Genomic DNA, 26,050 nt, shown 5'->3' with positions numbered 1-26,050 from the left:
CCGATGGATCACACCGCGCTGTCCCTGATCGAACTGGGGGCGGTCTTCTTCGTGCTGGGCGCGCTCGGGCGCCTGGCCGGGAAGATCGGCCTCTCCCCCATCCCGCTCTACCTGCTCGGCGGCCTCTGCTTCGGCTCCGGCGGCCTGATCCCGCTGACCGACATCGGCGGTTTCACGCACCTGGCCAGCGAAATCGGCGTCGTGCTGCTGCTCCTGCTGCTGGGCCTCGAATACTCCGCGGCCGAGCTGTTCACCGGGCTGCGCCGCTCGTGGACCGCGGGCCTGCTCGACATCGTCCTCAACGCCGCCCCCGGTGCGGCCGTCGCGCTGCTGCTGGACTGGGGCCCGGTCGGCGCGATGGTGATGGCGGGCGTCACGTACATCTCGTCGTCCGGGATCGTCGCGAAGGTCCTCGGCGACCTCGGCCGGCTCGGCAACCGCGAGACGCCGGTGGTGCTGTCGATCCTCGTGTTCGAGGACCTCGTGATGGCGCTCTACCTGCCGATCCTGACCGCGGTCCTCGGCGGCGTCTCGTTGCTGGGCGGCATGGAAGCCGTCGGGATCTCCCTGCTGGTGATCACCGTGGTGCTGGTGATCGCGCTGAAGTTCGGCCGGTACGTCTCGGCCGCCGTCGACAGCCCGGACCGCGAGGTGTTCCTGCTCAAGGTCCTCGGCGCGGCGCTGCTGGTGGCCGGGCTCGCGTCGGCGATGCAGGTGTCGGCCGCGGTCGGCGCGTTCCTGCTCGGCATCGCGATCTCGGGCTCGACGGCGGAGAACGCGACGCACCTGCTCGAGCCGCTGCGCGACCTGTTCGCCGCGGTGTTCTTCGTGGTGTTCGGGCTCAACACGAACCCGGCGTCGATCCCGCCGGTGCTCGGCTGGGCGATCGTGCTGGCGGTGGTGACGACGCTCACGAAGGTCGGCACCGGCTGGTGGGCGGCGCGGCGGCAGGGCATCGGGAAGATGGGCCGGGCCCGCGCCGGAGCGGCGCTGGTGGCCCGGGGCGAGTTCTCGATCGTCATCGCGGGCCTGGCGGTGACGGCGGGCGCGGTGGACGGCGAGCTGGCGGCGCTGGCGACGGCGTACGTGCTGCTGATGGCGATCCTCGGCCCGACGGCGGCCCGCGTCGTCGAGCCGATCGCCCGCGCGCTGCAACGGAAGTCCGCGACGAAGACGGCTCCCGTCGAAGCGAGCTAGCGCAGGTCCGCCCGGCCCTGCGACGGCACGAACGCGCCGCCGTCGAGGGCCGGGTGCGTGGCCGCCGCCGGCACGACTCCGGCCAGCGGCACCGACGCCGACGTCCGGGCCAGGTCCAGCGTCACCCGGCCCGGCTGGGCCGGCCCGCGGATGAAGCTGCCGTCCGTGCCCCCGATGATCAAGGCCAGCGCGTGCCCCTTCGGCACGATGTGGTCCGTGGACGCCAGATCGAACGTCATCGTGTAAGCCGTGCCCGGCGTCAGCGGCCGTTCCTGCGAAAGCGACGCGTAGTTCGCCAGGTCCGCCCAGCCGCGGCTCAAGATCGTGTAGTTAACCTTCTTCACGTCCGCCGACGCGATCCGGTAGCAAGCGTCGTCGCCCGCGGTGGACGAGCCCCAGCAGTTCTCCGTCGTCCCCGTCTTGATCCCCTCGCCGCTGCCGGCGAAGTTGCGGATCGTCGCCGGGCCGAGGTCCACCAGCAGCGCCGAAAGCCGGGCCGATGCCGTGCTGGGCGTAGCCGTCACGGTCACCGCGGACGTCCCCGAAACCTGCAGGTCCGTCTTGAGGGTTCCGGTCGAGTAGGTCAGCGCCGCGCTGCCCGGGTTCGTCACCCAGGTGTCTTCGCCGAGGTTCGGGTTGTCGGTGAAAGACGCCGTGCCGGACGCCGCCGCGGTGCCGAGCGAGCCGCCGGTGTGCGGGCGCAACGTCGTGGCCACCTCGTTCGCCGCCGGGTACGCGCTCTGGTCCACCCACTGGTCCGGCTGCCGCTCGACGCTCGCCTGCGGCCCGTTCTGGACGCCGTTGTCGACACCCAGCAGGTAGTGGTCGAACCAGCGGTGCAGCAGGTCCACCCAGCCGTCGCGCCGGTAGTCGAACGGGTCGACGTGCCCGGTCTGCGACAGCCAGATCTTCTTCTCGACGTTCAGCCCGCTCCACCACTGTCCGAAGTGGATCGTCTTGACGTTGAGATCGTTGACGCCGTGGGAAAGCAGCACGCTGGCCCGCACGTTGCCGGCATGGGTGACGTAGTCGCGGTCCGCCCAAAGCGGCCCGTAGTCGCCGTCGGCGGTCGCCCCCTGCTTGAGCACCTGGTTCTGGGCCGCGCAGTTCTGGCCGCTGTTGCGTGCCTCGACGGTCTGCGCCAGCCCGTCCGGGTTGAAGCCGAAGGTCGCGCCGTCGGAGCGGTAGTAGTCGTACCAGGAGCTGATCGCCGAGATCGGCACGATCGTCTTCAAGCCCGCGACGCCGGTCGCCGCGACGCCGTTGGCGATCGTGCCGTCGTAGGACTTCCCGATCATGCCGACGTTCCCGGTGCTCCAGCCCGCGGTCACCGCGCTGCCGCCGGTCTTCGCGCTGTATCCCGTCGCCCGCCCGTTCAGCCAGTCGACGACCTTGCGCGCCGAGTCGACGTCCGAAGCGCCGCCGACGTCCGCGCAGCCGGCCGAGCGGTTCGTCCCGGCCAGGTCGACGAGCACCACGGCGTACCCGCGCGGCACGAAGTAGTTGTCGTAGAACAGCGGGAACTTCACCGGCTTCCCGGCGCTGTCGTACGACTTGAGCTCGCTTTCGTTGCCGCGTCCGCAGCACGAGTAGTACGGGCTGGCGTCCATGATCACCGGCACGCGTGACGTCGCCTCGCTCGGGCGGACGATGTCGGCGGCGACGCGGTCGGGCTTGCCGTCGCCGTCGCCGTCGTGGCCGATGTCGACCCAGACGGTCTCGCGGACCGCCTTCGCGTAGTCGTAGACCGGCTCACTCGCCCGGGGAGCCGCGTGGGCCACCCCGGGGAGGAACGCGGTGAAGAGGATGGTCGCGAGAACTCCGCCTGCCAGACGCGATCGCATGGCTCCACGCTGGCAGCGGCGGAGTGCTCGCGCCACGGCGGAAAGTCGGGACTGTGCCGACCGGGGGCCCCCGAAAGCGGCGTCAGAGCTCGACGGCGCGGTAGAGCGAGCCGACCTCGCCCTTGGTCAGCCGCCGGATCGAGCCGACGCGCTGGTTGCCGAGCTGGACGTCGCCGATCGCGGTGCGGACCAGCTTGAGCACCGGGTGCCCGGCGTCCTTGAGCAGGCGGCGCACGATGTGCTTCTTGCCCTCGTGGATGACCAGCTCGACCAGCGACTTGCCGGAGTGCATGTCCTTGACCCGGAACTGGTCGACCTTGACGATGCCGTCCGGCAGCTCCCAGCCGTTGCGCAGCTCCTTGCCGAGCCCGCGCGGCACGAGGCCGTCGACCTCGGCGAGGTAGGTCTTGAGCACCTGGTAGGACGGGTGCATCAGCCGGTGCCCGAGGTCACCGTCGTTGGTGAGCAGCAGCAGGCCCTCGGTGTTCTCGTCGAGCCTGCCGACGTGCACGACGCCGGGCGTCTCCTCGTAGCGGCCCATCAGGTACTCGCCGACGCACGGGCGGCCGCGGTCGTCCGACATCGTCGAGTGCACGCCCTTGGGCTTGTTCAGGGCGAGGTAGATCAGGTCGTCGCGCAGGTTCACGCGGGTGCCGTCGACGTGGATGATCGCCTCGTCCGGGTGCACCCGGCGGCCCAGCTCGGTGACGACCTGGCCGTCCACCTCGACCCGGCCGGCCGCGATCAGGTCCTCCGCCGCCCGCCGGGAGGCGACCCCGGCTTGCGACAGCACCTTCTGCAGGCGGATGCCGTCGGGGTGTTCACTGGATGTCATCGATGGTGTCCACTTCGGGTAGCAACGGAGCGATGGCCGGCAGGTCGTTCAGTGACGACAGCCCCAGTCGCTCCAGGAACAGCTCGGTCGTCACGTACAGCGTGCCGGTCGTCTCGGGGTCGGTCCCCATCTCTTCGATGAGGCCGCGCGCGAGCAGCGTCCGGATCACGCCGTCCACGTTCACGCCGCGCACCGCGGCGACCCTGGCACGGGTCACCGGCTGCCGGTACGCGATCACGGCGAGGCTCTCGAGCGCGGCCCGGGTCAGCTTCGACCGCTGGCCGTCCAGCAGGAGCTTCTCCACGAACGGGGCATAGACGTCTCTAGTGTAGAACCGCCACCCCTCACCGACGCGCCGCAGGTCGATCCCGGAGGCGCGGTCGGTGAACTTCTGCGCCATGGTACGGAGGGCGACGACGATCCTGGCCTTGGGTTGGCCGACGGTATCGGCGAGCAGTTCCTCGCTGGCGGGCGAGTCGACGACGAGGAGAAGCGCCTCGAGGGCGGCTTCGAGGATCTCGTCGGACGTGACGTCGGGGAGGGAGTCGACGTCACCGGCGGCGACGAGGTCGGACTCGGGGTCGTCGGCGCCCGGCTCGGCTTCAGGCTCGGGTTCAGTCACGTCCGCGGCTACAGCAGCAGAATTTTCTTCAGTGACTGTAAGCGGCGCCCCGACTGAAGCCTCCGCAGCAAGACCACCCTCGCCAGGCTCGACTTCAGTCCCTTCAGCCACGTCCGCAGCTACAGCGACAGAACTATCTTCAGTGACTGTAACCGGCGCCCCGGCCGAAGCCTCCGCAGCGGCACCACCCTCGGCGGGCGCGGCTTCAGTCACACCCTCAACAACAGCGGCAGAACTATCTTCAGTGACTGAATCCAGTACCGGCGCAGAATCGGCGGGCTCGGCGGAATCCGCGCCGTCCACAGCCACCTCGACCAGCGGCTCCACCGGCTCGCCATCGTCCGTCACCGGCTCGCCGGAGAGCGCCTCGTCCAGCGCCAGTTCCGCCGCGCCCTCGACGTCGTCCGCCGCCGGCAAAGCCGGCTCGGCCGGCTCGTTGTCTTCGGGGCTCACCCGTACTCCTCTTCGTCTCCGGCGGTCCGGTCCAGCTCGGCCGCCGCGGAGGCGTCGGCCATCGAGCCGCCCGTCCAGCGGACGTGCAGCTCCGCCAGCGCCTCCGACTGCTCGAACTGGACCGTCGCCTCGCGGTAGAGCTCCAGCAGCGCCAGGAAGCGCGCCACGATCTCGACCGTGTGCTCGCAGTCGTCCACCAGCTCGCCGAACGTCGCCTCGCCCGCCGCGGCCAGCTTGACCCGCAGCAGCGCCGCGTGCTCGCGGACCGACACGCGGCCCATGTGGATGTGGGCGATCGACACCGTCGGCGGGGGCTTGGGCCGGAACACCGCCACCGCGATGTCGGCGAACTTCGCCGGCGTCACGCCCAGCATCACCTCGGGCAGCAGCCCGATGAACCGCTCCTCCAGCGCCACCGACCGCGGGTAGCGCCGCAGCGCGTTCTGCTCCAGCTCGCCGAACAGCGCCGCCACCTGCTTGTACGCGCGGTACTGCAGGATCCGCGCGAACAGCAGGTCGCGGGCTTCGAGCAGCGCGAGGTCGTCTTCGCTCTCCACCTCGGCCGAAGGCAGCAGACGCGCCGCTTTCAAGTCCAGGAGCGTCGCCGCGATGACCAGGAACTCCGTCGTCTCGTCGAGGTTCCATTCGGTGCCCAGCGCGCGCGTGTACGCGATGAAGTCGTCGGTGACCCGGTGCAGCGCCACCTCGGTGACGTCGAGCTGGTGCTGCGAGATCAGCTGCAGCAGCAGGTCGAACGGCCCCTCGAAGTTGGCCAGCCGCACCTTGAACTTCGACGTGCTCAGTTCTTCGGTGTTGACGCCTTCGGGGATCATCCCGCCGTGCACCGTCTGGTGCTCTTCGGGTACCTGTTCCTCCGGAGCCGGTGCCGGCTCGTCCATCAGCCCTCGGTTTCGCCGCCGTCTGAGCCGACCACCCGCAGCCGCTGCACCAGCACCGACTCTTCGCCGTTCTGGTCGAAGTCGGCCAGCAGCACCGCGACCGCTTCGCGAACCAGCCGGCCGCGGTCGACGACCAGGTCGTGCTTCGCGCGCAGCGTCAGCCGGGCCTGCTCCATGGCGACGAGCTCGTCGCCGGAGACGTACACGGTGATCTTCGCGTCGTGCTTGGTCCGGCCCGACCCGTGCGGGGCCACGCCGCGAGCGAGCTGCTCCGACCGGCCGTTGCCGGCGGGCTTGGCCTTTTCGACGGGTTCGGGCGCCGCCTGGGGCGGAAGGTCGAGAGCGGGGCTGGAGGTGATGCGGAAGAGTTCCGACGCTCCGGGCAGGGAAGCACGCCTGCTCACCGAGCGATCACCTCGCGGGCCAGCTGGCGGTACGCCGCGGCGCCGGCCGACTTGGGCGCCCAGGTCGTGATCGGCTCACCCGCGACCGTCGTCTCGGGGAACCGCACGGTGCGGTTGATGACCGTGTCGAACACGGTCTCGCCGAATGCCTCCACCACGCGAGCCATGACCTCCTTCGAGTGCAGGGTTCTCGGGTCGTACATGGTGGCGAGAATCCCGACTATGTCCAGTTTGGGGTTGAGGCGTTCCTGCACCTTCTCGATCGTGTCGATCAGGAGCGCGACGCCTCGCAGACTGAAGAACTCGCACTCGAGCGGGATGATCACGCCGTCCGCGGCGGTCAGCGCGTTCACCGTGAGCAAGCCGAGTGAGGGCTGGCAGTCGACAAGAACATAGTCGTAGTCGTTCATGACCGGACGAAGGACCCGTAACAACGTGTGTTCGCGCCCTACCTCAGCGACGAGCTGGACCTCCGCCGCGGACAGGTCGATGTTGCTCGGCAGCAGGTCAACGCCGTCCACGCGGGTTTTCATCAGCACGTCGGTGGCGCTGACCGACCGCTCCATGATGGCGTTGTAGACCGTCTGGTCCAGTTCGTGCGGCTGGATGCCCAGACCGACGGCGAGCGCGCCCTGGGGGTCGAAGTCGACGAGCAGCACCTTGCGGCCGTACTCGGCGAGGGCGGCACCCAGGTTGATGGTCGACGTCGTCTTGCCGACGCCGCCCTTCTGGTTGCACATCGCCATGATCTTCGCCGGGCCGTGCTTGTCCAGCGGCGCCGGATCGGCGTGCTCGCGGATCGGGCGGCCGGTCGGCCCGATACCCTCGAGCTTGACCTTCTTGCCGTTGCGCTCGTGCGGTTCGTCGCCGTCGTGGACCGCCGGGGTCGCGATCTTGACGTCGCTGAGGTTCGCCGCCGCCGACCCGGCGGACTCGGCCGCGTGGGCCGGCTGGTTCGGTGTCGACATGGCGAGAAGACTCCTTGTTCGTCGCGTCCGACGCAGCCTATGCGCGGAGCCGGAGCCCCGGCAAAGCAACGCGCCGGACTCGACGGGGCAATGTCACTCGACCGTCGGTGCAGCGTACGAAGGCCCTTCGCCCTCTACAGGGCCATCTAGCCCAGTGCCCGCGGGTGCGCCGTCGCGTACACCTCGCGCAGGGTGTTGACCGTGACCAGCGTGTACACCTGGGTCGTCGTCACCGAGGCGTGGCCGAGCAGTTCCTGGACGACCCGGACGTCCGCGCCGCCCTCGAGCAGGTGCGTGGCGAAGGAGTGGCGGAGGGTGTGCGGCGAGACCGCGGCGGTGATCCCCGCCCGTTCGGCGGTGTCCTTGAGGACCTGCCACGCGCTCTGGCGCGAGAGCCTGCTGCCGCGGGCGTTGAGGAACAGCGCCGCGGTGCCGCGGCCGTGGGCGGCGAGCGCCGGCCGGGCACGGACCGTGTAGGCGTTCAGCGCGGCGAGCGCGGGGCGGCCGATCGGGACGAGCCGCTGCTTGCCGCCCTTGCCGTCGAGCAGGACGGTGCGTTCGACCTCGTCGACGTCGTCGATGTCCAGGCCGACGGCTTCGGAGATCCGGGCGCCGGTCGAGTAGAGCACCTCCAGCAGCGCCCGGTCGCGCAGCGGGCGTTCGCCGTCCGGCGGCGGGGTCTCGAGCAACCGCAGGACGTCGTCGACCGGCAACGCCTTGGGCAGCCGCTTCGCGGGCGTCGGCGGCCGGACCTCGCGGGCCGGGTTGTGCTCGGTGAGGCCTTCGGCGTGGGCGAACTTGTGCAGCCCGCGCGCGGCGACCAGCGCTCGCGCGGCCGACGACGCGGCCAGCGGCCGGTGCTCGCCGTCGCCCTCGCGCAGAGCGGCGCCGAACGACGTGACGTGCGCGGACGTGACGTCGGCGATCTTGCCGACGCCCATGCCGTCCAGGTGCGCGGCGTACCGGCGCAGGTCACGGGCGTAGCTGTCCAGCGTGTTGCGCGCGGTCCCACGTTCGACGACGAGGTGGTCGAGGTACGCGGCGATCACGCCGTCCGTGCTGTGCGGGCTGGAGGCCACGCGGGACACCTTAGGCCGTGCGGGCACCGTGACCCGGGAGAAACCCCGTTCTCAGCTTGGCGCGGTTACCTTGGATTCATGGAGTCGGACCAGCTCCGCATCGGCACGGCCGAACGGGAAGAGGCGGCGAGGCTGCTCGCCGACCACTTCGGCATGGGCCGCATCACCCCGGACGAGTACGAGACGCGGGTGACGGACGCCTACGCGGCGACGACCCTCGGCGACCTGCGGCCGCTGTTCCACGACCTGCCTCAGCCGCACCCGGGGTTCTTCGGGCCGCCGCCGGCGTACGCGCAGACGACGATGCAGCTGCCGGCGTACGGGCCCCCGATCGACCCGTACGCGCCGCCGCCGGCCCCGATGCCGTACGCGCCGGTCCCGTACTCCTACCGGTCCAAGACCGTGGCCGGGGTGCTGCAGATCGTGCTGCCGTTCGGCGTGGGGCGGTTCTACACCGGCCAGGTCGGGCTCGGGCTGCTCCAGCTGCTCGTCGTCATGCTGACCGGGGTCGGCGTGATCTGGCCGATCATCGACGGCATCACGCTCCTGAAGGACGGCGGGCTGGACGCCCAGGGCCGCCCGCTGCGCCCCTGAACCGAGGCGCAGCGGACTTCCTCAGGCTTCCTTGCGCTTGGCGAACGCCGTCGGGCGGTCCTCCCACGGGGCGTCCGCCGGGCGGGCCGGAGCCCCTCCGGTGACCACCGCGTGCGCGGCGAGCACACCGGACACCGTGGCGCCGTTGATCAGCTCGCCCGCCAGGGCCATCCGGACGGCTTCGGCGAGCGGGAACTTGCGGATGACCAGGTCCGCCTCCTCCTCGCCGAGCACCTCACGGTCCACATCGGACAGTCCGCGGGCCAGGAAGATCCGCACGACCTCGTCGGTGAAGCCGGGCGACGCCGCGACGTCGACCAGCGTCACCCAGTCCGCCGCCGCCAGGCCGACCTCCTCGACCAGCTCGCGCTTGGCCGTCCCGACCGGGTCCTCGCCGAGGTGGTCGATCAAGCCCGCCGGCAGCTCCCACAGCCGGTGCCCGATCGGGTGCCGGTACTGGTGGATCAGCGTGACCTGCTGCTCGTCGTCCAGCGCGACGATCGCCACCGCGCCGAGGTGCTCGATCACCTCGCGGACCGCGGTGTCCCCACCCGGCATCACGACGTCGTCGATCCGCAGGCCGACGACCCGTCCGATGTGGACGTCCCGGCTGGACGCGACGGTGAACTCGTGCTCGCCCGGCGCGGTCACCGGGCCGCCACGGAGGCCTCGGGCAGCTCGACCGGCAGCCGCTCGGCGACCTTGCGGTCGACGACGGCCTTGACGAACGCGCTGAACAGCGGGTGCGGCCGGGTCGGGCGGCTCTTGAGCTCGGGGTGCGCCTGGGTGCCGACGAAGAACGGGTGCTTGTCGGCCGGCAGCTCGACGAACTCGACCAGGCGGTCGTCCGGCGACGTGCCGGAGAACACCAGGCCCGCGTCGGAGAGCTGCTTGCGGTAGGCGTTGTTCACCTCGTAGCGGTGGCGGTGCCGCTCGGACACCTCGGTGGTGCCGTACGCCTTGGCGACCTGCGAACCCGGCTTGAGCTTCGCCGGGTAGGCGCCCAGGCGCATGGTGCCGCCCATGTCCCGCTCCCCCGCGACGACGTCGCGCTGGTCGGCCATCGTCGAGATCACCGGGTGCTTGGTGTTCTCGTCGAACTCCGACGACCCGGCGTCGGCGATCCCGGCCAGGTGCCGGGCACCCTCGATGACCATGCACTGCAGGCCGAGGCACAGGCCGAGCAGCGGCACGCCGCGGGTGCGGGCGTACTCGATCGCGCCGACCTTGCCCTCGATGCCGCGGATGCCGAACCCGCCCGGGATCAGCACACCGTCCACATCGGACAGCACCGACGCCGCGCCGGACGCGGTCTGCGCGTCGTCCGAGGCGACCCAGACGATCTCGACCTTGGCGCGGTGGGCGAACCCGCCCGCACGCAGGGCCTCGGTGACCGACAGGTAGGCGTCCGGCAGGTCGATGTACTTCCCGACGACGGCGATCCGCACGACCTCGCTCGGGTTGTGCACCCGGTCGAGCAGGTCACCCCACACCGTCCAGTCGACGTCGCGGAACGGCAGCCCGAGGCGGCGGACGACGTAGGCGTCGAGCGCCTCGCGGTGCAGCACCTTCGGGATGTCGTAGATCGACCGCGCGTCGGGGCAGGCGATGACGGCCTCGTTGTCGACGTCGCACATCAGGCCGATCTTGCGCTTGAGGTCCTCGGGGATCTCCCGGTCGGCCCGGCAGACCAGCGCGTCCGGCTGGATGCCGATGTTGCGCAGCGCGGCGACCGAGTGCTGGGTCGGCTTCGTCTTGAGCTCGCCCGACGGCGCCAGGTACGGCACCAGCGAGACGTGCAGGAAGAAGCAGTGGTCGCGGCCGACGTCGTGGCGGACCTGGCGGCAGGCCTCCAGGAACGGCAGCGACTCGATGTCGCCGACCGTGCCGCCGACCTCGGTGATGACGACGTCCGGCGTCTGGCCGTTCTCGTCGGGTTCGGCGGCCGCGGTGATCCGGGACTTGATCTCGTCGGTGATGTGCGGAATGACCTGGACGGTGTCGCCGAGGTACTCGCCGCGGCGCTCCTTGGCGATCACCTCGGAGTAGACCTGGCCGGTCGTGACGTTGGCCTTGCCGTCGAGGTCGCGGTCGAGGAAGCGCTCGTAGTGCCCGATGTCGAGGTCGGTCTCCGCACCGTCGTCGGTGACGAACACCTCACCGTGCTGGAACGGGTTCATCGTCCCGGGGTCGACGTTGAGGTACGGATCGAGCTTCTGCATCGTGACGCGAAGCCCGCGCGCGGTAAGGAGTTGTCCCAGGCTGGAAGCCGTGAGCCCTTTACCCAGAGAGGAGGCGACGCCTCCGGTGACAAAAACGTACTTGGTAGCCCGTGACTGAAGTCCCACGGGCCGCCAGCATATCCGAAGACCGCGGAACCGCGCGCCGGGACATGCCGTAAGCCGCTTTCGGGGGATCCGTGGGGGCGGAGCCCCCGGCGGGGTGCGGGGTTCGACCCCGCAGGACACAGTGCGGTTGACCACCCGACGGAGTGAGGTCAGGCCTTCGCCAACCGCAGCCGCGGCCGTCCGGTGAGCGCCTGGCTGCCCGGCAGGCGCCGCAGCACCTCGACCATCACGATCGTCAGCGCGATCGTGGCGAAGTAGATGATCACGCTCAGCCAGGGCGCCCCGAAGCGCTCGGCCACGTGCGGGATCAGCGGCCCGAGGAACGCCAGCGCGAGCGGGTGGACCAGGAAGATGCTGAACGACCGGTTCGCCGCCCAGGAGACCAGCCGGGCCCCGCCACTGCCTTCGCGACGGCGACCCGACCACCACGTGCTGAACGCGTAGATCGCCGCGATGACCGCGAGGAACCACGGGATCAGGTAGGGCTGGAACGGGTCGCTGGCCACCTGCGGGAACGTTCCACTGTGGACGGTCCGGAGGTAGTACCACTCCGTGCCCGCCAGCACCGCCACGAGAGCGCCGCCGAGCAGCAGCCGGTGCCGGCCGACCCAGGCGTGCACGGCCTCGAAGTGCATGGCCACCACGGCCCCGAACAGCGTGTAGAACTGGTACGGCAGCACGGTGGCGTACAGGTGGGTGATCGTCTCGTAGCCGACGCCGAACGGCTGGTACGTCATGAACAGCGTCACGCCGGCCTGCAGCACCCCGCTGCCGAGCAGCAGCCACTTGTGCTTGCCCTCGGTCGCCCGCAGCAGCTTCATGATCCACGGGAACAGCAGGTACACCTGCATCGTCACGAGCAGGAAGTACAGGTGGTACCAGGCGCCGCCGGTGACGAGGTCCTTGAGCAGCAGGCGCATCGACGCCTCGAGCGAGTCCGGCTGCTGCGTGCCGGTGACCAGCGAAAACGCCCAGAAGAACATCGACCACGCCAGGTAGGGCGTCGCGACCAGCGGGAGCCGCTTGCGCCAGAAGTCGGACGGCGTGATCTCGCGGCCGCGGTTCTGGAACACCAGCACGAACCCGGTGAGCGCGAAGAACGCCTCCCGCGTGAAGTGCAGCGGCGTCTCGACGGCGTTGGCGCCGACGTCCTGCGCGAAGTTCGTGGCGCCGACCACGTGGATGAGGATCACGCACGCGAAGGTGACCAGCCGGAACAGGTCGATCTGGTGCAGGTACGGCGCTTTTCCACCCGGTCTCGCGATCCGGGAGGGCGCTTCGAGAGTGGCCTGGGCAGTCGTCATCGTGCCGCCGTTCCGGCACCGTCGTCGGCGTGGTTCACGTTGTCAGACTTGCCACCCATTCTGTGAATTTCCCATGAAGGCACTGGGAAGCGCCTGTTGGCCGGGACCCATCGGGCTGTGGAATATGCCACTCCCGCTCACGGAGCGAAGACCCGCCGATCATGTTAATACGTAAGCTCTCCGGTACCGAGCGTGACCTTCGTCATCCCGCCGTGATCAGCGGAAAACATCCCGCTCGACCTCGTCGCGGACCGCCGCGAGCGCGTCGCGCAGTTCGGCGTGTCCCACCGAACCGAGCGCCAGCCGGAGCGCCTGCGGCACGGCCGGCGTCGTCGCGAACGGCTCGGCTGTGGCCACCGCGACGCGCCGCCGGGCGAGCGCCGCCACGATCCGGTCCGGCCGGGAGTCGCGGGCGAGCGGCAGCCACCGGAAGTACGACGACGGGTGCCCGATCCACGGAAGCCCGGCCAGCACTTCCGAAGCGAGTGCCTGACGCCCTCGCGCGTCGTCGCGCTTGCGGGCCTCCAAGCGTTCGACCGTACCGTCGTCGAGCCACCGGCGCGCGATGGCCGCTGTCAGGGCGGGCGTGTTCCACGTCGTGGCCCGGATCGCGCTCTCGAGCGCCGGCACCAGCTCGGGCGGCGCGACGGCGAACCCGACGCGCAACCCGGTCGCGACGTTCTTCGACAGCCCCGAGACGTAGACGGTGGTCTCCGGCGCGAGCACCGCCAGCGGCGGCGGCGCGTCCTCGGCGAGGTAGGCGTAGGACGCGTCCTCGATGATCGTGACGCCGTGCCGCCGGGCGATCTCCACGAGCCGTGTGCGCTGCCCGGCGGAGAGCACCCAGCCCAGCGGGTTGTGCAGGGTCGGCATCGCGTACACCGCGCGGACCCGGCGACGGCGGCACAGCCGGTCGAGCTCGTCGAGGTCAGGCCCCTCGTCGGTCACCGGCAGCGGCGCGAGGTCGAGCCCGAGCGTGCGCGCGAGCACCCGGAAGCCGGGATAGGTGAGGGCGTCCACCGCGACGACGTCGCCCGGGCTCAGCAGCGCCATCGCCGTCACCGCCAGGCCGTGCTGGGCGCCGTCGACGATCAGCACGCGTTCGCGGCCGACGTCGAGCCCGCGCCGGCGCAGGTGGCGGGCGACGGCGGCCCGGTCCTCGGCGCGCCCGCGGTGCGGCTGGTAACGCAGCAGGGCGTCGAGGTCGCCGGCCGTGGCGAGGTCCCGCAGCGCCTCGCGCAGCAGGTCGGCCTGACCGGGCACGGCCGGGGAGTTGAAGCTGAGGTCGACGGCGTCCGCGGCGACCGCACGCTCGTCGGCGCCCTCACCGGCGGCGAGGTCCCGGACGAACGTGCCCCGCCCCTGCTCGCCGCTGACCAGCCCCATCGCTTCGAGCTCGGCGTACACCCGGGACGCCGTCACGACGGCGATGCCCTCGTCGGCGGCCAGCCGCCGGTGCGTGGGCAGCCGCGTCCCGGCCGGCCACTGCCCGCCGCGGATCTTCGCCGCGAACGCGTCCACGACGGTCTTGTACTTCGGCACCCGCACACCGCGATTGTAGACAGGACAATTTGTGGACTGTCCTGGATCGGCGGTCCTAGCGTGCGGTCATGCACACCGCGATCCTGACCTTCGACGGCTACAACGAACTCGACTCGCTCATCGCGCTGGGCGTCCTGAACCGGCTGCCCGGTTCGCGGGTGTCGATCGCGAGCCCCACCCCGCGGGTGACGTCGATGAACGGCGTCACGATAGACGCGACGATCGGGCTCGAGGAGGCCTGCACGGCCGACGCCGTGATCATCGGCAGCGGCGCGAAGACCCGCGAGGTCGTCGAGGACCCGGCGATCATGGGCGTGCTACGCGGGCTCGACCCGGCCCGGCAGCTCCTGGGCGCCCAGTGCTCCGGCACGCTCGTCCTGGCGAAGCTGGGACTGCTCGAGGACGTGCCCGCCTGCACCGACCTGACGACGAAGCCGTGGGTCCTCGCGGCCGGCGTCGAGGTGCTGAACCAGCCCTTCTTCGCCCGCGGCACGCTCGCCACCGCGGGCGGCTGCCTGGCCTCGACGTACCTCGCCACCTGGGTCCTCGCCCGGCTGCACGGCCTCGAAGCCGCCGAGCACGCGATGCACTACGTCGCGCCGGTCGGCGAGAAGGACGAGTACGTCGAGCGCGCCCTGCGGAACGTGACGCCCTACCTCGAGCCGGCCGCGATCTCCGCCTGATCCGGCTCGTCACCGAAGAGGGACTTCAGCGTCACCTCGCGGTTGACCCGCACGTGCTCGACGGCTTCGGCGTGCGCCCGGTCGGCGTCCCCCGACGCGATCGCCTCGTAGAGCCGACGGTGCTCGTCGAGCAGCTCCGTCCAGTGCTCGTTCTGGCTCGTGAGCCAGCGGAGCCTGCCCTGCAGGGGCTGCAGCATCGTGGTGAGCAGGGCGTTGCCCGCGATGGCGACGATCTCGTCGTGGAAGCGCGAGTTGAGCACGGTGATCCGGGCCGCGTCGCCGCGGGCCGTCGCGCGGGCCGAGTCGGCGAGCATCCGCTCCAGCCGCTTCAGCTCGGCCGCGCCCGCCCGTCCGGCGGCGCGCCCCGCCGCGAGTCCTTCGAGCGCCTCGCGGACGTCGAACAGCTCTTCGACGTCGACCCGCGCGAGCTGCCGGACGACGATCCGGCGGGCCGACTGCTCGACGAGGAAGCCTTCGGCCTCAAGGCTGCGGATGGCTTCGCGGACGGGCACCCTGGACACGCCGAGGTCCTCGGCCAGCTCGCGCTCGACCAGCCGGTCGCCGGGGCGGAGGCGGCCGGTCAAGATCCGTTCGCGCAGCTCGTCGCGCACCCGCTGGCGGGTGGCCGCGAGGGGCTGCCGCTCGCTCGCCGTCGTCACCGACTCCCCTCTCCTCAACACGCTCGTAACAAGAGTTTACGGGCCGGAGGGTTGACGACGGCGGACATCGGGGTGATATTTGGGATGCCAAATTTTGGTATCCCAAATCGCCGTCGCAGCACGTCGATCGGAGGCCTCTCTTGACCGCCGCCCCGCTCACCGATTCCCAGCAGGAAACGAGCCCGTCGCCGGATCCCCGGCTCTGGAACGAAGACCTCGCCCCGGCGAAGGATCGCCGCTGGAAGGTCTACGACATCTTCGCGCTGTGGATGTCGGACGTGCACAACCTCGGCAACTACACGTTCGCGGCCGGGCTGTTCGTGCTCGGCCTGTCGGCCTGGCAGGTGTTCACCGCCCTGCTGTTCGGCTTCGTCATCATCTACGTCGGCATGAACCTGATGGGCCGGATCGGCCAGCGCACCGGCGTCCCGTTCCCGGTCGTCGCGCGGATCAGCTTCGGCACGTTCGGCGCCAACCTGCCCGCGCTGATCCGCGCCGTCATCGCGATCTTCTGGTACGGCATCCAGACCTACCTCGCGAGCGTGGCCATCACGCTGCTCGTGCTCACCATCGACCCCGGCCTGAAACCGTTGACCGAACACGGTTTCCTCGGCCTGCACGCGCTCGGCTGGATCTGCTTCATCGCGCTGTGGGCGGTCCAGGCGCTCATCCTCACCCGCGGCATGGAGTCGATCCGCAAGTTCCAGGACTGGTGCGGCCCGGCGATCTGGGTCGTGATGATCGCGCTCGCGGTGTGGATCCTCGCCGCCGGGCACTGGAACATCTCGTTCACCAGCAGCCCGAAACAGCTGTCCACCGGCGAGCAGATCCGGCAGTGGTTCGGCGCGGCCGGGCTGATCCTGGCCACCTACGGCACGCTGATGCTGAACTTCTGCGACTTCTCCCGCAACGCCCCGGACCAGAAGACGGTGCGCCGCGGCAACTTCTGGGGCCTGCCGATCAACTCGACGGCGTTCGCGCTGCTGTCGGTGATCGTCACCGCGGGCAGCATGCAGGTGTTCGGCGAGGCGATCACCGACCCGGCCGAGCTGCTGGCGAAGGTGCACAACACGCCGGTGCTGATCATCGGCGCGCTGACGTTCGCCGTCGCCACCATGGGCGTCAACATCGTCGCGAACTTCGTCTCCCCCGCCTACGACCTGGCCAACATCTGGCCGAAGCGGATCTCGTTCACCGTCGGCGGGATGATCAGCGCGGTCGCCGCGCTGTGCGTGCTGCCGTGGAAGCTGTACTCCTCGCCGACCGTGGTCAACTACTTCCTCGGCGGGCTCGGCGCGTTCCTGGGGCCGCTGTTCGGGATCATGATCGTCGACTACTACCTGATCCGGCGCGGCAAGGTCGACGTCGCGCAACTGTTCGTCGACGGCGGGATCTACCCCCGGGTGAACCCGCGCGCGCTGGTGACGTTCTTCCCGACCGCCGCGCTGGCCGCGGTGATCGCGCTGGTGCCGTTCTTCGCCCCCGCTGCGCCGTACTCGTGGTTCATCGGCACGGCGTCGTCCGCGGCCCTGTACTTCGCGGTCTCGAGGAAGCACCGATGAGGATCGTCGTCACCAACTGCAACACCACCCAGGCGATGACGAAGGAGATCGAAGCCGGGGCGCGCGCCGCCGCGAGCCCCGGCACCGAGATCCTCGCGCGCACGCCCCGCTGGGGACCGGAGTCCGCGGAGGGCTGGCTCGACAGCTTCCTGTCCGCCGCGGCGGTGCTGGACCTGTTGCGGGGTATGGAAGAACCGTTCGACGCGGTCGTGCTCGCCGGCTTCGGCGAGCACGGCCGGGAGGGCGCGCGCGAGCTGCTCGACGTCCCGGTCGTCGACATCACCGAAGCGGCCGCGCACCTGGCCTGCCTGCTCGGCCGCCGCTACGGCGTGGTGACCACATTGGACCGGACGTGCGGGCTGATCGAGGACAGCCTGCACGCCGCCGGCGTCGCGCAGAACTGCGTCACGGTCACCGGCGCCGGGCTCGGCGTGCTGGAACTGACCGACGAGCGTCGCACCGAATCGGCGTTGCTCACCGCCGGGCGACGGGCCCGGGACGCGGGCGCGGAGGTGCTGGTGCTCGGCTGCGCCGGGATGACGGGACTCGACCGGAAGATCGCGACGATGCTGGACATCCCGGTCATCGACGGCGTCGCGGCAGCGGTCCGGCTCGCGGAGGTGCTGGTGGCGCTGGGGTTGAAGACGAGCCGCGCGGGGTCGTACGCGCGGCCGCTGGACAAGAGACGCACCTGGCCGCATTGAGGATTATTCAGCCGTCGCCCGCCGCATGGCTTCCGCGCCCGGCCGCCGCCTGCGTGCGGGCCGCAGCGGGCTAGCCCGAATAACCCTCAATTGACAACGGCCGCGCCGCCCGGTCAGAATCGCCCCAGCCGTACCGCCGCCCGGTGACGACGTGGGGATTTCGACGTCCCCGAAAGGCGGTCGAAGGTGCGAAGGCTACGCGTTCTGGGCGCGCTGGCGCTGGCTGCGAGCATGCTCCTGGTCCCGGTCAGCGGGACGGCGGCGGCCGCGTCGCCACCGCACACCGTCATCACCGATGGCGGCAAGCTGGCGGGGATCAAGCAGGCGCTGCGCGGCGGCCACGCGTCCAAGGCCCAGCGTGACGCGCTGAAAGTCGTGCTGGGCAAGGCGAACACCGCACTCACCGCCGGCCCGTGGTCGGTCATGGACAAGCCGACCGCGCCGCCGAGCGGCGACAAGCACGACTACATGAGCCAGGCGCCCTACTGGTGGGCGAGCGAGAAGACCCCGGAAAACCCGCAGGGCTGCCCGTACGTCAACCGGGACGGCCAGCGCAACCCGGAGGCCGACGCGATCACCGACCACACCTACCGGATGGTGGCCTGGGACGCGATGTACTACCTCTCGCTCGCCTGGTACTACACCGGCGACGCGAAGTACGCGAAACGGGCGGCGCTGGACATCCGGACCTGGTTCCTCGACCCGGCCACCAAGATGAACCCGAACATGACCTACTCGCAGATCATCCCGTGCAAGACCACCATCAGCGGCACCGGGATCATCGACTCGACGCAGTCGTTCAGCCAGGTGCTCGACGTGTTCGCGCTCCTCGACACCGGCGCGCCCGGCTGGACCGGCAAGGACCGTTCGGGCGTCAAAGCCTGGCTGACGCAGTACCTGAACTGGATGCAGACCAGCCCGCAAGCGAAGCTGGAGCTGGCCGCCACCAACAACCACGGCACCTTCCTCGACATGCAGAACGCGACGATCGCGTCCTACCTGGGTCAGCGTGACGCGGCCCGGAAGATCATCCTCGAAGCGGAGCAGAAGCGGTTCCCGGTGCAGTTCGCCGCCGACGGCAGCCAGCCCCTCGAACTGTCGCGGACGATGTCCTGGCACTACGTCAACTTCAACCTCACCGCGTGGGGCCGGATGGCCGAACTGGGCAAGAACCTCGGCGTCGACGTCTGGAAGTACCGGGCGCCGAACGGCGTGACGCTGCGCAAGGTCGTCGACCAGCTCATCCCGGGCGCGCTGCAGGGCGCGGCGGGCTGGCCGCACCAGCAGATCGGCGTGTTCGACCAGTCCATCGCGGCCGACATCTTCCACGCCGCGGCCGAGGAGGCACACGACTCCGACGCGGCCGCGGCGTTGAAGAAGATGCCGCTGCCGGCCGGCGGCGACACGTGGCCGGTGCGCGTGTCGTGCTTCCCGCTCGACCCGCCGCTCAAATAACCCTACGAACGCCGGGAAATCCGGACACCACGTGCCATAGCGCACGCCGTCCGCGATTGGTCTAGTCCAAAGTATTGACACTCGGTGTCCCCGCGCGCACATTCATGACCGGGGCCGGACCCGCTTCGTGAAGAACCGTCGCGTACGCCCTCTCCCGCGCCGTCGCGGCCCGGGAGAGGGCCGTCCGCCTGCGCGAGGAGACAGCATGGCAAGGGTTTCCCGAAGACTGGCCTGGTTCGCCGCGGCCGCGGCCGCCGTGGTCGTGGGTGCGTTGACGATCGCCGGACCGGCCGCCCAGGGCGCCGCCGCGGCGACCTCCGGCGGGGTCCGGATCGCCTACTTCGACCAGTGGTCCATCTACCAGAACGCCTACTACCTCAAGAACGTCGACGCCATCGCCGGCAACCTCGACTACCTGCTCTACGACTTCGAGAACATCGACCCGAACAACCTGACCTGCTTCGAAGCCACGAAGGCGACGACCCCGGACCCGGGCGGCGAAACCGACCCGAACGCCGGCGACGGCGGCGGGGACCAGTTCGCCGACTACCAGAAGTCGTTCGGCAGCGACATCAGCGTCGACGGCACCGCCGACGTCTGGAACCAGCCGGTCGCCGGCAACTTCCACCAGCTGCAGGAGCTCAAGGCGCGGCACCCGAACCTCAAGGTGCTGCTGTCGATCGGCGGCTGGACGTACTCGAAGTACTTCTCCGACGCCGCCGCGACCGACGCGTCGCGCAAGAAGCTCGTCAGCTCGTGCCTCGACATGTTCATCAAGGGCAACATCCCGGCAGCCGGCGGCTACGGCGGCCCGGGCACCGCGGCGGGGATCTTCGACGGCATCGACATCGACTGGGAGTACCCGGCTTCACCCACCGGGCACGTCGGCAACCACTACAGCGCCAACGACACGGCGAACTACACCGCGCTGATGGCGGAGTTCCGCGGCGAGCTGGACGCGTTGGGCGGCAAGCACTACGCGCTCTCGGCCGCGCTGCCCGGCGGCCAGGACAAGATCGCGAAGATCCAGACCGACAAGATCGGGCAGTACCTGGACTTCGGCAACGCGATGACCTACGACATGCACGGCGCGTGGGACGCGACCGGGCCGACGAACTTCCAGGACCCGCTGTACTCCTCGCCGAGTGACCCGTCCGGCACCATCCCGCCGGGCACCGAGAAGTACACGATCGACTCGGTGGTCAAGGACTACCTGCACGGCAACAGCGCGTACGGCATCGCGGGCGGCTTCCCCGCGAACAAGCTCACGCTGGGCATCCCGTTCTACTACCGCGGCTGGACCGGCGTGCCGGCCGGGTCGAACCACGGGCTGTACCAGTCCGCTTCGGGTCCGTCGCCCGGCCACGCGCTGAGCGGCAACGTGCCGGGCGTGGCGATGTACAAGGAGCTGTCCGGCATCGTCGACAACCCGGCGGACACGTACTGGGACCCGGTCACGCAGTCGGCCTGGTTCTACGACGGGACGACCTTCTACGGCGGCTCGTCGGCGCAGTCGATCAAGGCGCGCACGGACTACATCCACTGCACGGGTCTCGGTGGCGCGATGATGTTCTCGCTCTACGACCTGGACCCGGGTTCGACGTTGTTCCACGCGGTGGTCAACGGCCTCGCGGCTTCGACGCCGAACTGCTCGGCGCCGCCGACCACGACCCCACCGACGACCACCACTCCGACCACACCCACGACCCCGACCACACCCACGACCCCGCCGACCACCACCCCCACGACGCCGCCATCGATCCCCGCGTGGGCACCGAACACGGCGTACGCAACGGGCGCGAAGGTGACCTACAACGGCATCACGTACACCTGCCGCCAGGGCCACACCTCGCTGGTGGGCTGGGAACCGCCGAACGTCCCGGCGCTCTGGCTGGCCAGCTGAAAGAGGTCGTGAGTGAGAAACAGTGCTCTAACCCTGTTTCTCACTCACGACCTTAGTTGCCGTTGGGGGCGCCGACGCCCGGTGCGGGGGCCTGGGCGTTGCCGGCGATGCCGTAGCGTCCAGCGCCCCCGTCGAGCTGTTCCTTCAACGCCAGGATGGTGCTGACCCGCCCGGCCGACGAGTCGACATTGTCCACAGTGGACAGGATCGACGTCGCCGACGTGTCCGCGCGGACCACGCCCAGCGCGCCGGTGCCCTCCGCGGAACCGGCGTCACCGGCCAGGACCGCGCCCGCGCCGCCGCGGTCGAGCTGCGTGGCGAACCGGGCGATCGTCGCCGCACGGTCGCCCGCGCTGTCGCCGGTCGCTTGGGCCCCGGTCAGCACGATCGCCAGCTGCGCCGGGTTGACCGCCTGGCCCGCCTTGACGAACCCGCCGTCGGTGAGCCCGCCGATCGCGGCCGCCAGCTCCTCGCCCGAGGACTGCGGCTTCGCCGTGGTCTTGTCCAGCAGCAGCACCGAACCGAGCAGCGCGCCGGCGAGCGTGCCGGTGTCGCCCGCGGTCGGGAACTTCGAGCCCGCGGGCTGCAGGCGCGTGACGACGTCGCGGAGCTGGTCGGCCTTCTCCGGGTCGGCGAACGCGGCCGTCAGCTGCACTTCCCCGGTCACCGAAGCGCCGGACTGGCCGATCAGCTGCTTGAGCGCGTCCCGGTCGGCCGGCCGCGCGTCCTCGGTGGTCACGAGCACCACCGACCGCTTGTCCAGCGCGCCGGCGACGACCTTCGGCCCCATCGCGCCGGCGAACGCGTCCGCGTCGGCCAGCCGGGCGTTGAGCGCGTTGCGCTGCGCTTCGAGGTCGGAGACCTGGCTGCCGAGGTCCTTCTTCTCCCCCGCCAGCCCGGACAGCAGCGTGCCGTTCAGGGCGGTCGAGCCGAGGACGACGCCGACGGCCAGCGCCAGGAAGCAGGCGGCGATGGAAACGACGTGGTAGCGCAGCGAAATCACGTGAACAATCCCTTGACCCAGGCAGCGAAGGTATTCCAGGTGTGCCGGAGCCAGTCCAGGTAGACCGAGCCCACGTCGGACACCAGCAGGGCCGCGGCGACCACCACGACCGCGGCGAGCACGAGCAGCACGACCGCGCCGATCGAGACCCGGCTGCGGTGCAGCGTCGCCACCGCCTTCCCGTCGACGAGCTTCGTGCCGAGCTTGAGCCGGGTCAGGAACGTCGACGGGTTCGACCCGGACCGGCCGTGGTCGAGGAACTCGCGCAGGGTGGCCTGGAAGCCGACCGTGACGACCAGGCTCGCGCCGTGCGCGTCGGCCAGCAGGAGCGCGAGGTCCTCGGCGTTGCCCGACGCGGGGAACGTCACCGCGCCGATGCCGAGGTCCTGGATCCGCTCGACGCCGGGGGCGTGCCCGTCCGGCGCGGCGGGCACGACGACCTCGGCGCCCCCGCGCAGCGTGGTGGTGCCGATGCCGGTGGGGTCGCCGACGATGACGTCCGGCGTGTAGCCCTGCACGCGCAGGGTGTCGGCCCCCGCGTCGACGCCGATCAGCACCGGCCGGTGCTCGGCGACGTACTTCTTGAGCTTCTTGAGGTCTTCGGCGTGCCCGTTGCCGCCCGCGACGACCAGCACGTGCCGGTCGCGGATCACGACCTTCAGCTCCGGCACGCCGACGCCGTCGAGGATCAGCGTGCGCTCGCGGCGCAGGAACTCGATGGTGTTCGCCGAGAACGCCTCCAGCTGCGTCGACATCCCGGCCTTGGCCTCGATCATCTGGTCCGCGACGCTGTCGGCGGTCTGCTCGATGCCGGACGCGACCTGGCGCTCGCCGACGTACACGACGCCGTCGTGCAGCCGCAGCTTCGTGCCGTCCTTGATCGTGCGCAGCAGCTCGCCGCCGACCGAGTCGAGGAGCGGGACGCCGGCGGCGACGAGGATCTCGGGGCCCATGTTCGGGAACCGGCCGGAGATCGACGGCGACGCGTTGACCACCCCGGCGACCTCGGCTTCGACCAGGGCGTCGGCCGTCGCGCGGTCGAGGTCCAGCTGGTCGAGCACGACGATGTCGCCCGGACTGATCCGGCGCAGCAGCTCCCGGGTGCGGCGGTCGACCCGCGCGACCCCGGTGATCCCCGGGAGGGGTTCTTGGTTCCGCGTGAGCAGGCCGGTGAGCTTCATGTGGCCGATGGTGACAAATTTGCTCGTGGGACGACGTACGCCACGCCGTAGCAGGCGTGACTCGTTGTGGTGACCCGGGTCGCGCATCCCCCGCGCGGGTCAGGCTTCCGACTCCTCCGAAAGCGACCCGAAATCGAGGTTCACCCAGGGGCTCGCCGGGTCCTGAAGGAGCTGGTGGTGGACCCGCACGGCCGCCGGGTACCACTCGCCGAACTCGTCGTCCTCGGCGTGCAGCACGCGGCCCATGACGTACCCGGCCGACAGGTCGGCCCATGACTGGTGGTAGCGGCGAGCGAGCGAACCGGCCTCCAGGACCATCAGCTCCGCTGTCAGCGCGTCACAATAACCGGCCGCGAGACCCCACCGGGCGATGTTGACCGCGCGGCCGACGTCCCACGACAGCGCCGTCGTGACGAACCCGTCCGCGTCGACCAAGCCGTCGGCGCGCAGCCGCTGCTCACAGCGCGACACCCGCCGGACGGTGTCCCGCAGCTCGTCGGCCTGGTCCGCCGCGTCGTTCTCGGCGCACCAGCGGTCGACCAGCTCCGCCCACGTCAGCGGGTCGAACTCCCCGTTGCGCAAGCCGTACTCGGCGGCGAACCGCAGGCGCAGCATGAGCACGAGGTTGCCGGGCGTCAGCGCGTAGCCGTCGCCGATCAGGTCGGCCATCGTCGCGCGCCAGCCGGGCGGGTCCGGCACGCCCCACCAGTCCCGCAGGCCCCGCACCTCGGCGACGTAGTCGTGGCGGCGCGCGTCGAGCACGTTCCACGGCGCCGCGTTGAGCACCGCCAGGTGCGCGCCGCAGGCCAGCGCGTGCGCGATCGGTCCTTCGAGGTGCCCGTACGGCGCGGTGATCAGCCGCTCGACCTGCTCCTCCAGCGGGGTGACGTCGTCCTTGTGCGCGTCGAGCCACGGCTGCAGGGTCGCGCCCGGCAACCGCCACTCGCCGCGGGTACCGCGGTTGAAGACGACCCGCTCGTGCCGCCCGACGCCGTCGACCGCCCAGTCCAGCGCGCCGCTCATGGCGACGACGTCCGGGCCGAGGTCGGGCAGCGCGCCGCGGGTGAAGACCTGCAGGAACTCGTCGCCGCCCGTCTCGAAGTAGACGTTCGGGAAGGTCTCCGCCCGCTCGTCGAGAATGCTGCGGGCGTCCACCCGCCGGATCGGGACGAACAGCTCTTCCCCGGCCAGCAGGCCGAGGTAGCGGTCGAGGTCGCTGTCCCGGCGGGCGGCGGCCAGCTGGGCTTCGACGTCGGCGGGCGGCGGCAGGATCACGGGGCGGCTCCCTCCGCTCGGCCGGTCAGCACGACGAGCTTGCCCGCCGTCCGGTTGTGCTCCAGGTCGTCGTGCGCCTGCCGGATCTCCGCCATCGGATACACCTTGGCGGGGCCGAGACTGGTGGTGCCGTCGGCGATCCGGTCGAGGTGGCGCTGGAGGACGGAGGCGGGCAGGTCGTCCGCCTCACCACCATAAGCGGTCAACCGCACCCCGGCGGGAAGGTATCCGATCGGATAGAAGTTCGAGATCGTCCACTGATTGGACAACATGCCCGTGAAGCACACGGTGCCGTGCACGCGGGTGGCCTTCAGGGTGTCCGGCAGGGTCGGCGTCCCGACGAGTTCGAGGGCCGCGTCGACCCCGCCGGGCGCGATCTTCCGGACCTGCGCGGCGATGTCGCCGTCGTCCAGAAGGGGATGCTCGACGCCGTGTTCGCGCAGGACCGCGAGCCGGCTCTCCTGCCGGGTGGTCGCGAAGACGGTGGCGCCGAGGTCTTTCGCCAGTGCCGCGGTGGCGAACCCGAGCGCGGACGTCCCGCCGCGGATCAGCAGGGTCTGTCCCGCACGCAGGTCGAGGCCGGTGGTGAGCGAGCCGTACGCGGTCTGCAGCGTCTCGGGGACCTGGCCGAGCACCTCCCACGGCAGATCGCTTTCGAAGGGGATGACCTGGCTCTTCGGCACCACCGTGAATTCGGCGTAGCCGCCGTCGAAGGTGCGGCCCATGCCGCCCATCATGGTCGCGACCTGCTGCCCCGGCGTGAGGTCTCCCTCGGGATCGTGATCGACCACGCCGACGGCTTCGATGCCGGGCACGCGCGGGAACGTGACGCCGTCGGCCAGGCCGAGGCGGGTGTGCAGCTCGGACCGGTTGAGCCCGAACGCCTTGACAGCGATCCGCACCCAGCCCGGCTCCGGCTCGGGCAGCGGAAGGTCCTGGATTTCGAGGTTCTCGACGGGCCCGGGTTCCCGGAGGACGACTGCGCGCATCGGCGGTCCTTTCTTCGCATGCGAACAGTCCGCACAACAACTGTCCGCGCGAGTAGTATTCCCGGGATGAGCCTGTCCGCTGCGCACGACGCAGCTTGGCGCGGTTTCCTACGCTCGTCCGCACTGCTGCTTCGCGTGCTCGACGCGGAACTGCGGGCCGAGCACGGCATGACCCACCGGACCTACGACGCGCTGGTCCAGCTCTCGGAGGCACCGGACCGTCGCCTGCACATGAAGGACCTGGCGGCGGCGCTGGTCCACAGCGCAAGCGGGTTGACACGCATCGTCGACGGCCTGGAGAAGTCGGGGTACGCGCGGCGCGAGCCGGACCCGGCGAACCGCCGGTCGACGCTGGTGGTGCTGACGGACGCGGGCCTGGCCGCGCTAAAGAAGGCGTGGCCGACGCACGTCCGCGGGGTGCAACGGCACTTCGCGGACCAGATGAGCCCAGAGCAGGCGCGGGTGCTGGCGGAGGTGTTCGGCGCGATCAACGCGGACCTCGAGGAAGGCTGACCCACCCACGCGCCCGAAGGACTCCCCGCACCCG

At 70.6% G+C, this 26,050-nt stretch carries 24 protein-coding genes; 8 read left to right on the top strand and 16 right to left on the bottom strand.

The window, feature by feature from the left end; all coding sequences use genetic code 11:
- Positions 1 to 3 precede the first annotated feature (3 nt).
- Positions 4 to 1,197, top strand: a complete 1,194-nt coding sequence (locus AA23TX_RS30710; RefSeq protein WP_155546251.1) for a cation:proton antiporter — start codon at positions 4 to 6, stop codon at positions 1,195 to 1,197.
- On the opposite strand, the gene AA23TX_RS30705 is transcribed toward AA23TX_RS30710, so the two are convergent.
- From AA23TX_RS30705 to xerD, 7 genes are all read right to left on the bottom strand, one after another.
- Positions 1,194 to 3,029 carry a Xaa-Pro dipeptidyl-peptidase gene (locus AA23TX_RS30705; RefSeq protein ID WP_439328797.1) on the bottom strand — a complete coding sequence of 612 codons (1,836 nt, stop codon included), beginning with the start codon at positions 3,027 to 3,029 and terminating at the stop codon, positions 1,194 to 1,196. The genes AA23TX_RS30710 and AA23TX_RS30705 overlap by 4 nt on opposite strands.
- A 94-nt stretch (positions 3,030 to 3,123) precedes the next feature.
- Complete coding sequence (locus AA23TX_RS30700; RefSeq protein WP_155546249.1) at positions 3,124 to 3,876, bottom strand: pseudouridine synthase; 753 nt, start codon at positions 3,874 to 3,876, stop codon at positions 3,124 to 3,126.
- A complete protein-coding gene (gene scpB / locus AA23TX_RS30695; RefSeq protein ID WP_439328796.1) occupies positions 3,863 to 4,711 on the bottom strand; it encodes an SMC-Scp complex subunit ScpB in 849 nt (282 codons plus the stop codon). Before scpB ends, AA23TX_RS30700 begins: the two co-directional genes overlap by 14 nt.
- A gap of 236 nt (positions 4,712 to 4,947) precedes the next feature.
- Positions 4,948 to 5,850: a segregation and condensation protein A gene (locus AA23TX_RS30690; protein ID WP_155546248.1), complete on the bottom strand. Its 903-nt coding sequence runs from the start codon at positions 5,848 to 5,850 to the stop codon at positions 4,948 to 4,950.
- Positions 5,850 to 6,254, bottom strand: coding sequence for a cobyrinic acid a,c-diamide synthase (locus tag AA23TX_RS30685; protein WP_155546247.1), 405 nt, complete (start codon positions 6,252 to 6,254; stop codon positions 5,850 to 5,852). Before AA23TX_RS30685 ends, AA23TX_RS30690 begins: the two co-directional genes overlap by 1 nt.
- Positions 6,251 to 7,222 carry a ParA family protein gene (locus AA23TX_RS30680; RefSeq protein ID WP_155546246.1) on the bottom strand — a complete coding sequence of 324 codons (972 nt, stop codon included), beginning with the start codon at positions 7,220 to 7,222 and terminating at the stop codon, positions 6,251 to 6,253. Before AA23TX_RS30680 ends, AA23TX_RS30685 begins: the two co-directional genes overlap by 4 nt.
- 146 nt (positions 7,223 to 7,368) lie before the next feature.
- Positions 7,369 to 8,271, bottom strand: coding sequence for a site-specific tyrosine recombinase XerD (gene xerD, locus AA23TX_RS30675; RefSeq protein ID WP_196425715.1), 903 nt, complete (start codon positions 8,269 to 8,271; stop codon positions 7,369 to 7,371).
- 108 nt (positions 8,272 to 8,379) lie between these two features.
- On the opposite strand from xerD, the gene AA23TX_RS30670 reads away from it, so the two are divergent.
- On the top strand, positions 8,380 to 8,895 hold the full coding sequence (locus AA23TX_RS30670; protein ID WP_155546244.1) for a DUF1707 SHOCT-like domain-containing protein: 516 nt from the start codon (positions 8,380 to 8,382) through the stop codon (positions 8,893 to 8,895).
- A gap of 21 nt (positions 8,896 to 8,916) precedes the next feature.
- On the opposite strand, the gene AA23TX_RS30665 is transcribed toward AA23TX_RS30670, so the two are convergent.
- The 4 genes from AA23TX_RS30665 to AA23TX_RS30650 form a co-directional block, all read right to left on the bottom strand.
- On the bottom strand, positions 8,917 to 9,546 hold the full coding sequence (locus AA23TX_RS30665; RefSeq protein ID WP_155546243.1) for an NUDIX domain-containing protein: 630 nt from the start codon (positions 9,544 to 9,546) through the stop codon (positions 8,917 to 8,919).
- On the bottom strand, positions 9,543 to 11,243 hold the full coding sequence (gene pyrG, locus AA23TX_RS30660) for a CTP synthase (RefSeq protein WP_155546242.1): 1,701 nt from the start codon (positions 11,241 to 11,243) through the stop codon (positions 9,543 to 9,545). Before pyrG ends, AA23TX_RS30665 begins: the two co-directional genes overlap by 4 nt.
- A gap of 149 nt (positions 11,244 to 11,392) precedes the next feature.
- Positions 11,393 to 12,547 (bottom strand): acyltransferase, encoded by a 1,155-nt coding sequence (locus AA23TX_RS30655; protein WP_155546241.1) that lies wholly within the window; start codon positions 12,545 to 12,547, stop codon positions 11,393 to 11,395.
- A gap of 216 nt (positions 12,548 to 12,763) precedes the next feature.
- A complete protein-coding gene (locus AA23TX_RS30650; RefSeq protein WP_155546240.1) occupies positions 12,764 to 14,095 on the bottom strand; it encodes an aminotransferase-like domain-containing protein in 1,332 nt (443 codons plus the stop codon).
- 62 nt (positions 14,096 to 14,157) lie between these two features.
- On the opposite strand from AA23TX_RS30650, the gene AA23TX_RS30645 reads away from it, so the two are divergent.
- Complete coding sequence (locus tag AA23TX_RS30645) at positions 14,158 to 14,772, top strand: DJ-1/PfpI family protein (protein WP_155546239.1); 615 nt, start codon at positions 14,158 to 14,160, stop codon at positions 14,770 to 14,772.
- On the opposite strand, the gene AA23TX_RS30640 is transcribed toward AA23TX_RS30645, so the two are convergent.
- Complete coding sequence (locus AA23TX_RS30640; RefSeq protein ID WP_155546238.1) at positions 14,742 to 15,431, bottom strand: GntR family transcriptional regulator; 690 nt, start codon at positions 15,429 to 15,431, stop codon at positions 14,742 to 14,744. The two genes, AA23TX_RS30645 and AA23TX_RS30640, sit on opposite strands and share 31 nt — an antisense overlap.
- 140 nt (positions 15,432 to 15,571) lie before the next feature.
- On the opposite strand from AA23TX_RS30640, the gene AA23TX_RS30635 reads away from it, so the two are divergent.
- The 4 genes from AA23TX_RS30635 (at position 15,572) to AA23TX_RS30620 (ending at position 21,055) form a co-directional block, all read left to right on the top strand.
- A complete protein-coding gene (locus tag AA23TX_RS30635; RefSeq protein WP_155546237.1) occupies positions 15,572 to 16,993 on the top strand; it encodes an NCS1 family nucleobase:cation symporter-1 in 1,422 nt (473 codons plus the stop codon).
- Positions 16,990 to 17,697 carry an aspartate/glutamate racemase family protein gene (locus tag AA23TX_RS30630; RefSeq protein WP_155546236.1) on the top strand — a complete coding sequence of 236 codons (708 nt, stop codon included), beginning with the start codon at positions 16,990 to 16,992 and terminating at the stop codon, positions 17,695 to 17,697. Before AA23TX_RS30635 ends, AA23TX_RS30630 begins: the two co-directional genes overlap by 4 nt.
- A gap of 186 nt (positions 17,698 to 17,883) precedes the next feature.
- Entirely contained in the window at positions 17,884 to 19,152 is a 1,269-nt protein-coding gene (locus AA23TX_RS30625; RefSeq protein WP_230862769.1) for an alginate lyase family protein, read from the top strand.
- A gap of 205 nt (positions 19,153 to 19,357) precedes the next feature.
- The gene (locus AA23TX_RS30620; protein ID WP_155546235.1) at positions 19,358 to 21,055 is read left to right on the top strand and encodes a glycosyl hydrolase family 18 protein; all 1,698 of its coding nucleotides are present in this window, start codon (positions 19,358 to 19,360) and stop codon (positions 21,053 to 21,055) included.
- Between the two features lie 52 nt (positions 21,056 to 21,107).
- On the opposite strand, the gene AA23TX_RS30615 is transcribed toward AA23TX_RS30620, so the two are convergent.
- The 4 genes from AA23TX_RS30615 to AA23TX_RS30600 all read right to left on the bottom strand — a co-directional run bounded on the left by AA23TX_RS30615 (position 21,108) and on the right by AA23TX_RS30600 (position 25,503).
- Positions 21,108 to 22,058, bottom strand: a complete 951-nt coding sequence (locus AA23TX_RS30615) for a copper transporter (RefSeq protein ID WP_155546234.1) — start codon at positions 22,056 to 22,058, stop codon at positions 21,108 to 21,110.
- Positions 22,055 to 23,239: a putative cytokinetic ring protein SteA gene (steA, locus tag AA23TX_RS30610; RefSeq protein ID WP_155546233.1), complete on the bottom strand. Its 1,185-nt coding sequence runs from the start codon at positions 23,237 to 23,239 to the stop codon at positions 22,055 to 22,057. The genes AA23TX_RS30615 and steA overlap by 4 nt, the downstream gene beginning before the upstream one ends.
- Before the next feature lie 99 nt (positions 23,240 to 23,338).
- Positions 23,339 to 24,514: a DUF1266 domain-containing protein gene (locus tag AA23TX_RS30605; protein WP_155546232.1), complete on the bottom strand. Its 1,176-nt coding sequence runs from the start codon at positions 24,512 to 24,514 to the stop codon at positions 23,339 to 23,341.
- Positions 24,511 to 25,503, bottom strand: a complete 993-nt coding sequence (locus AA23TX_RS30600) for a zinc-binding alcohol dehydrogenase family protein (protein WP_155546231.1) — start codon at positions 25,501 to 25,503, stop codon at positions 24,511 to 24,513. The genes AA23TX_RS30605 and AA23TX_RS30600 overlap by 4 nt, the downstream gene beginning before the upstream one ends.
- A 66-nt stretch (positions 25,504 to 25,569) precedes the next feature.
- Between AA23TX_RS30600 and AA23TX_RS30595 the strand changes: the two genes are divergently transcribed.
- The gene (locus tag AA23TX_RS30595) at positions 25,570 to 26,016 is read left to right on the top strand and encodes a MarR family winged helix-turn-helix transcriptional regulator (protein ID WP_155546230.1); all 447 of its coding nucleotides are present in this window, start codon (positions 25,570 to 25,572) and stop codon (positions 26,014 to 26,016) included.
- The last annotated feature ends 34 nt before the right edge of the window (positions 26,017 to 26,050 follow it).

This window comes from Amycolatopsis camponoti (assembly GCF_902497555.1).
GTDB lineage: Bacteria > Actinomycetota > Actinomycetes > Mycobacteriales > Pseudonocardiaceae > Amycolatopsis > Amycolatopsis camponoti.
Note: the sequence above shows the minus strand (reverse complement) of the source record. Positions and strands in the feature narration are given on the sequence as shown.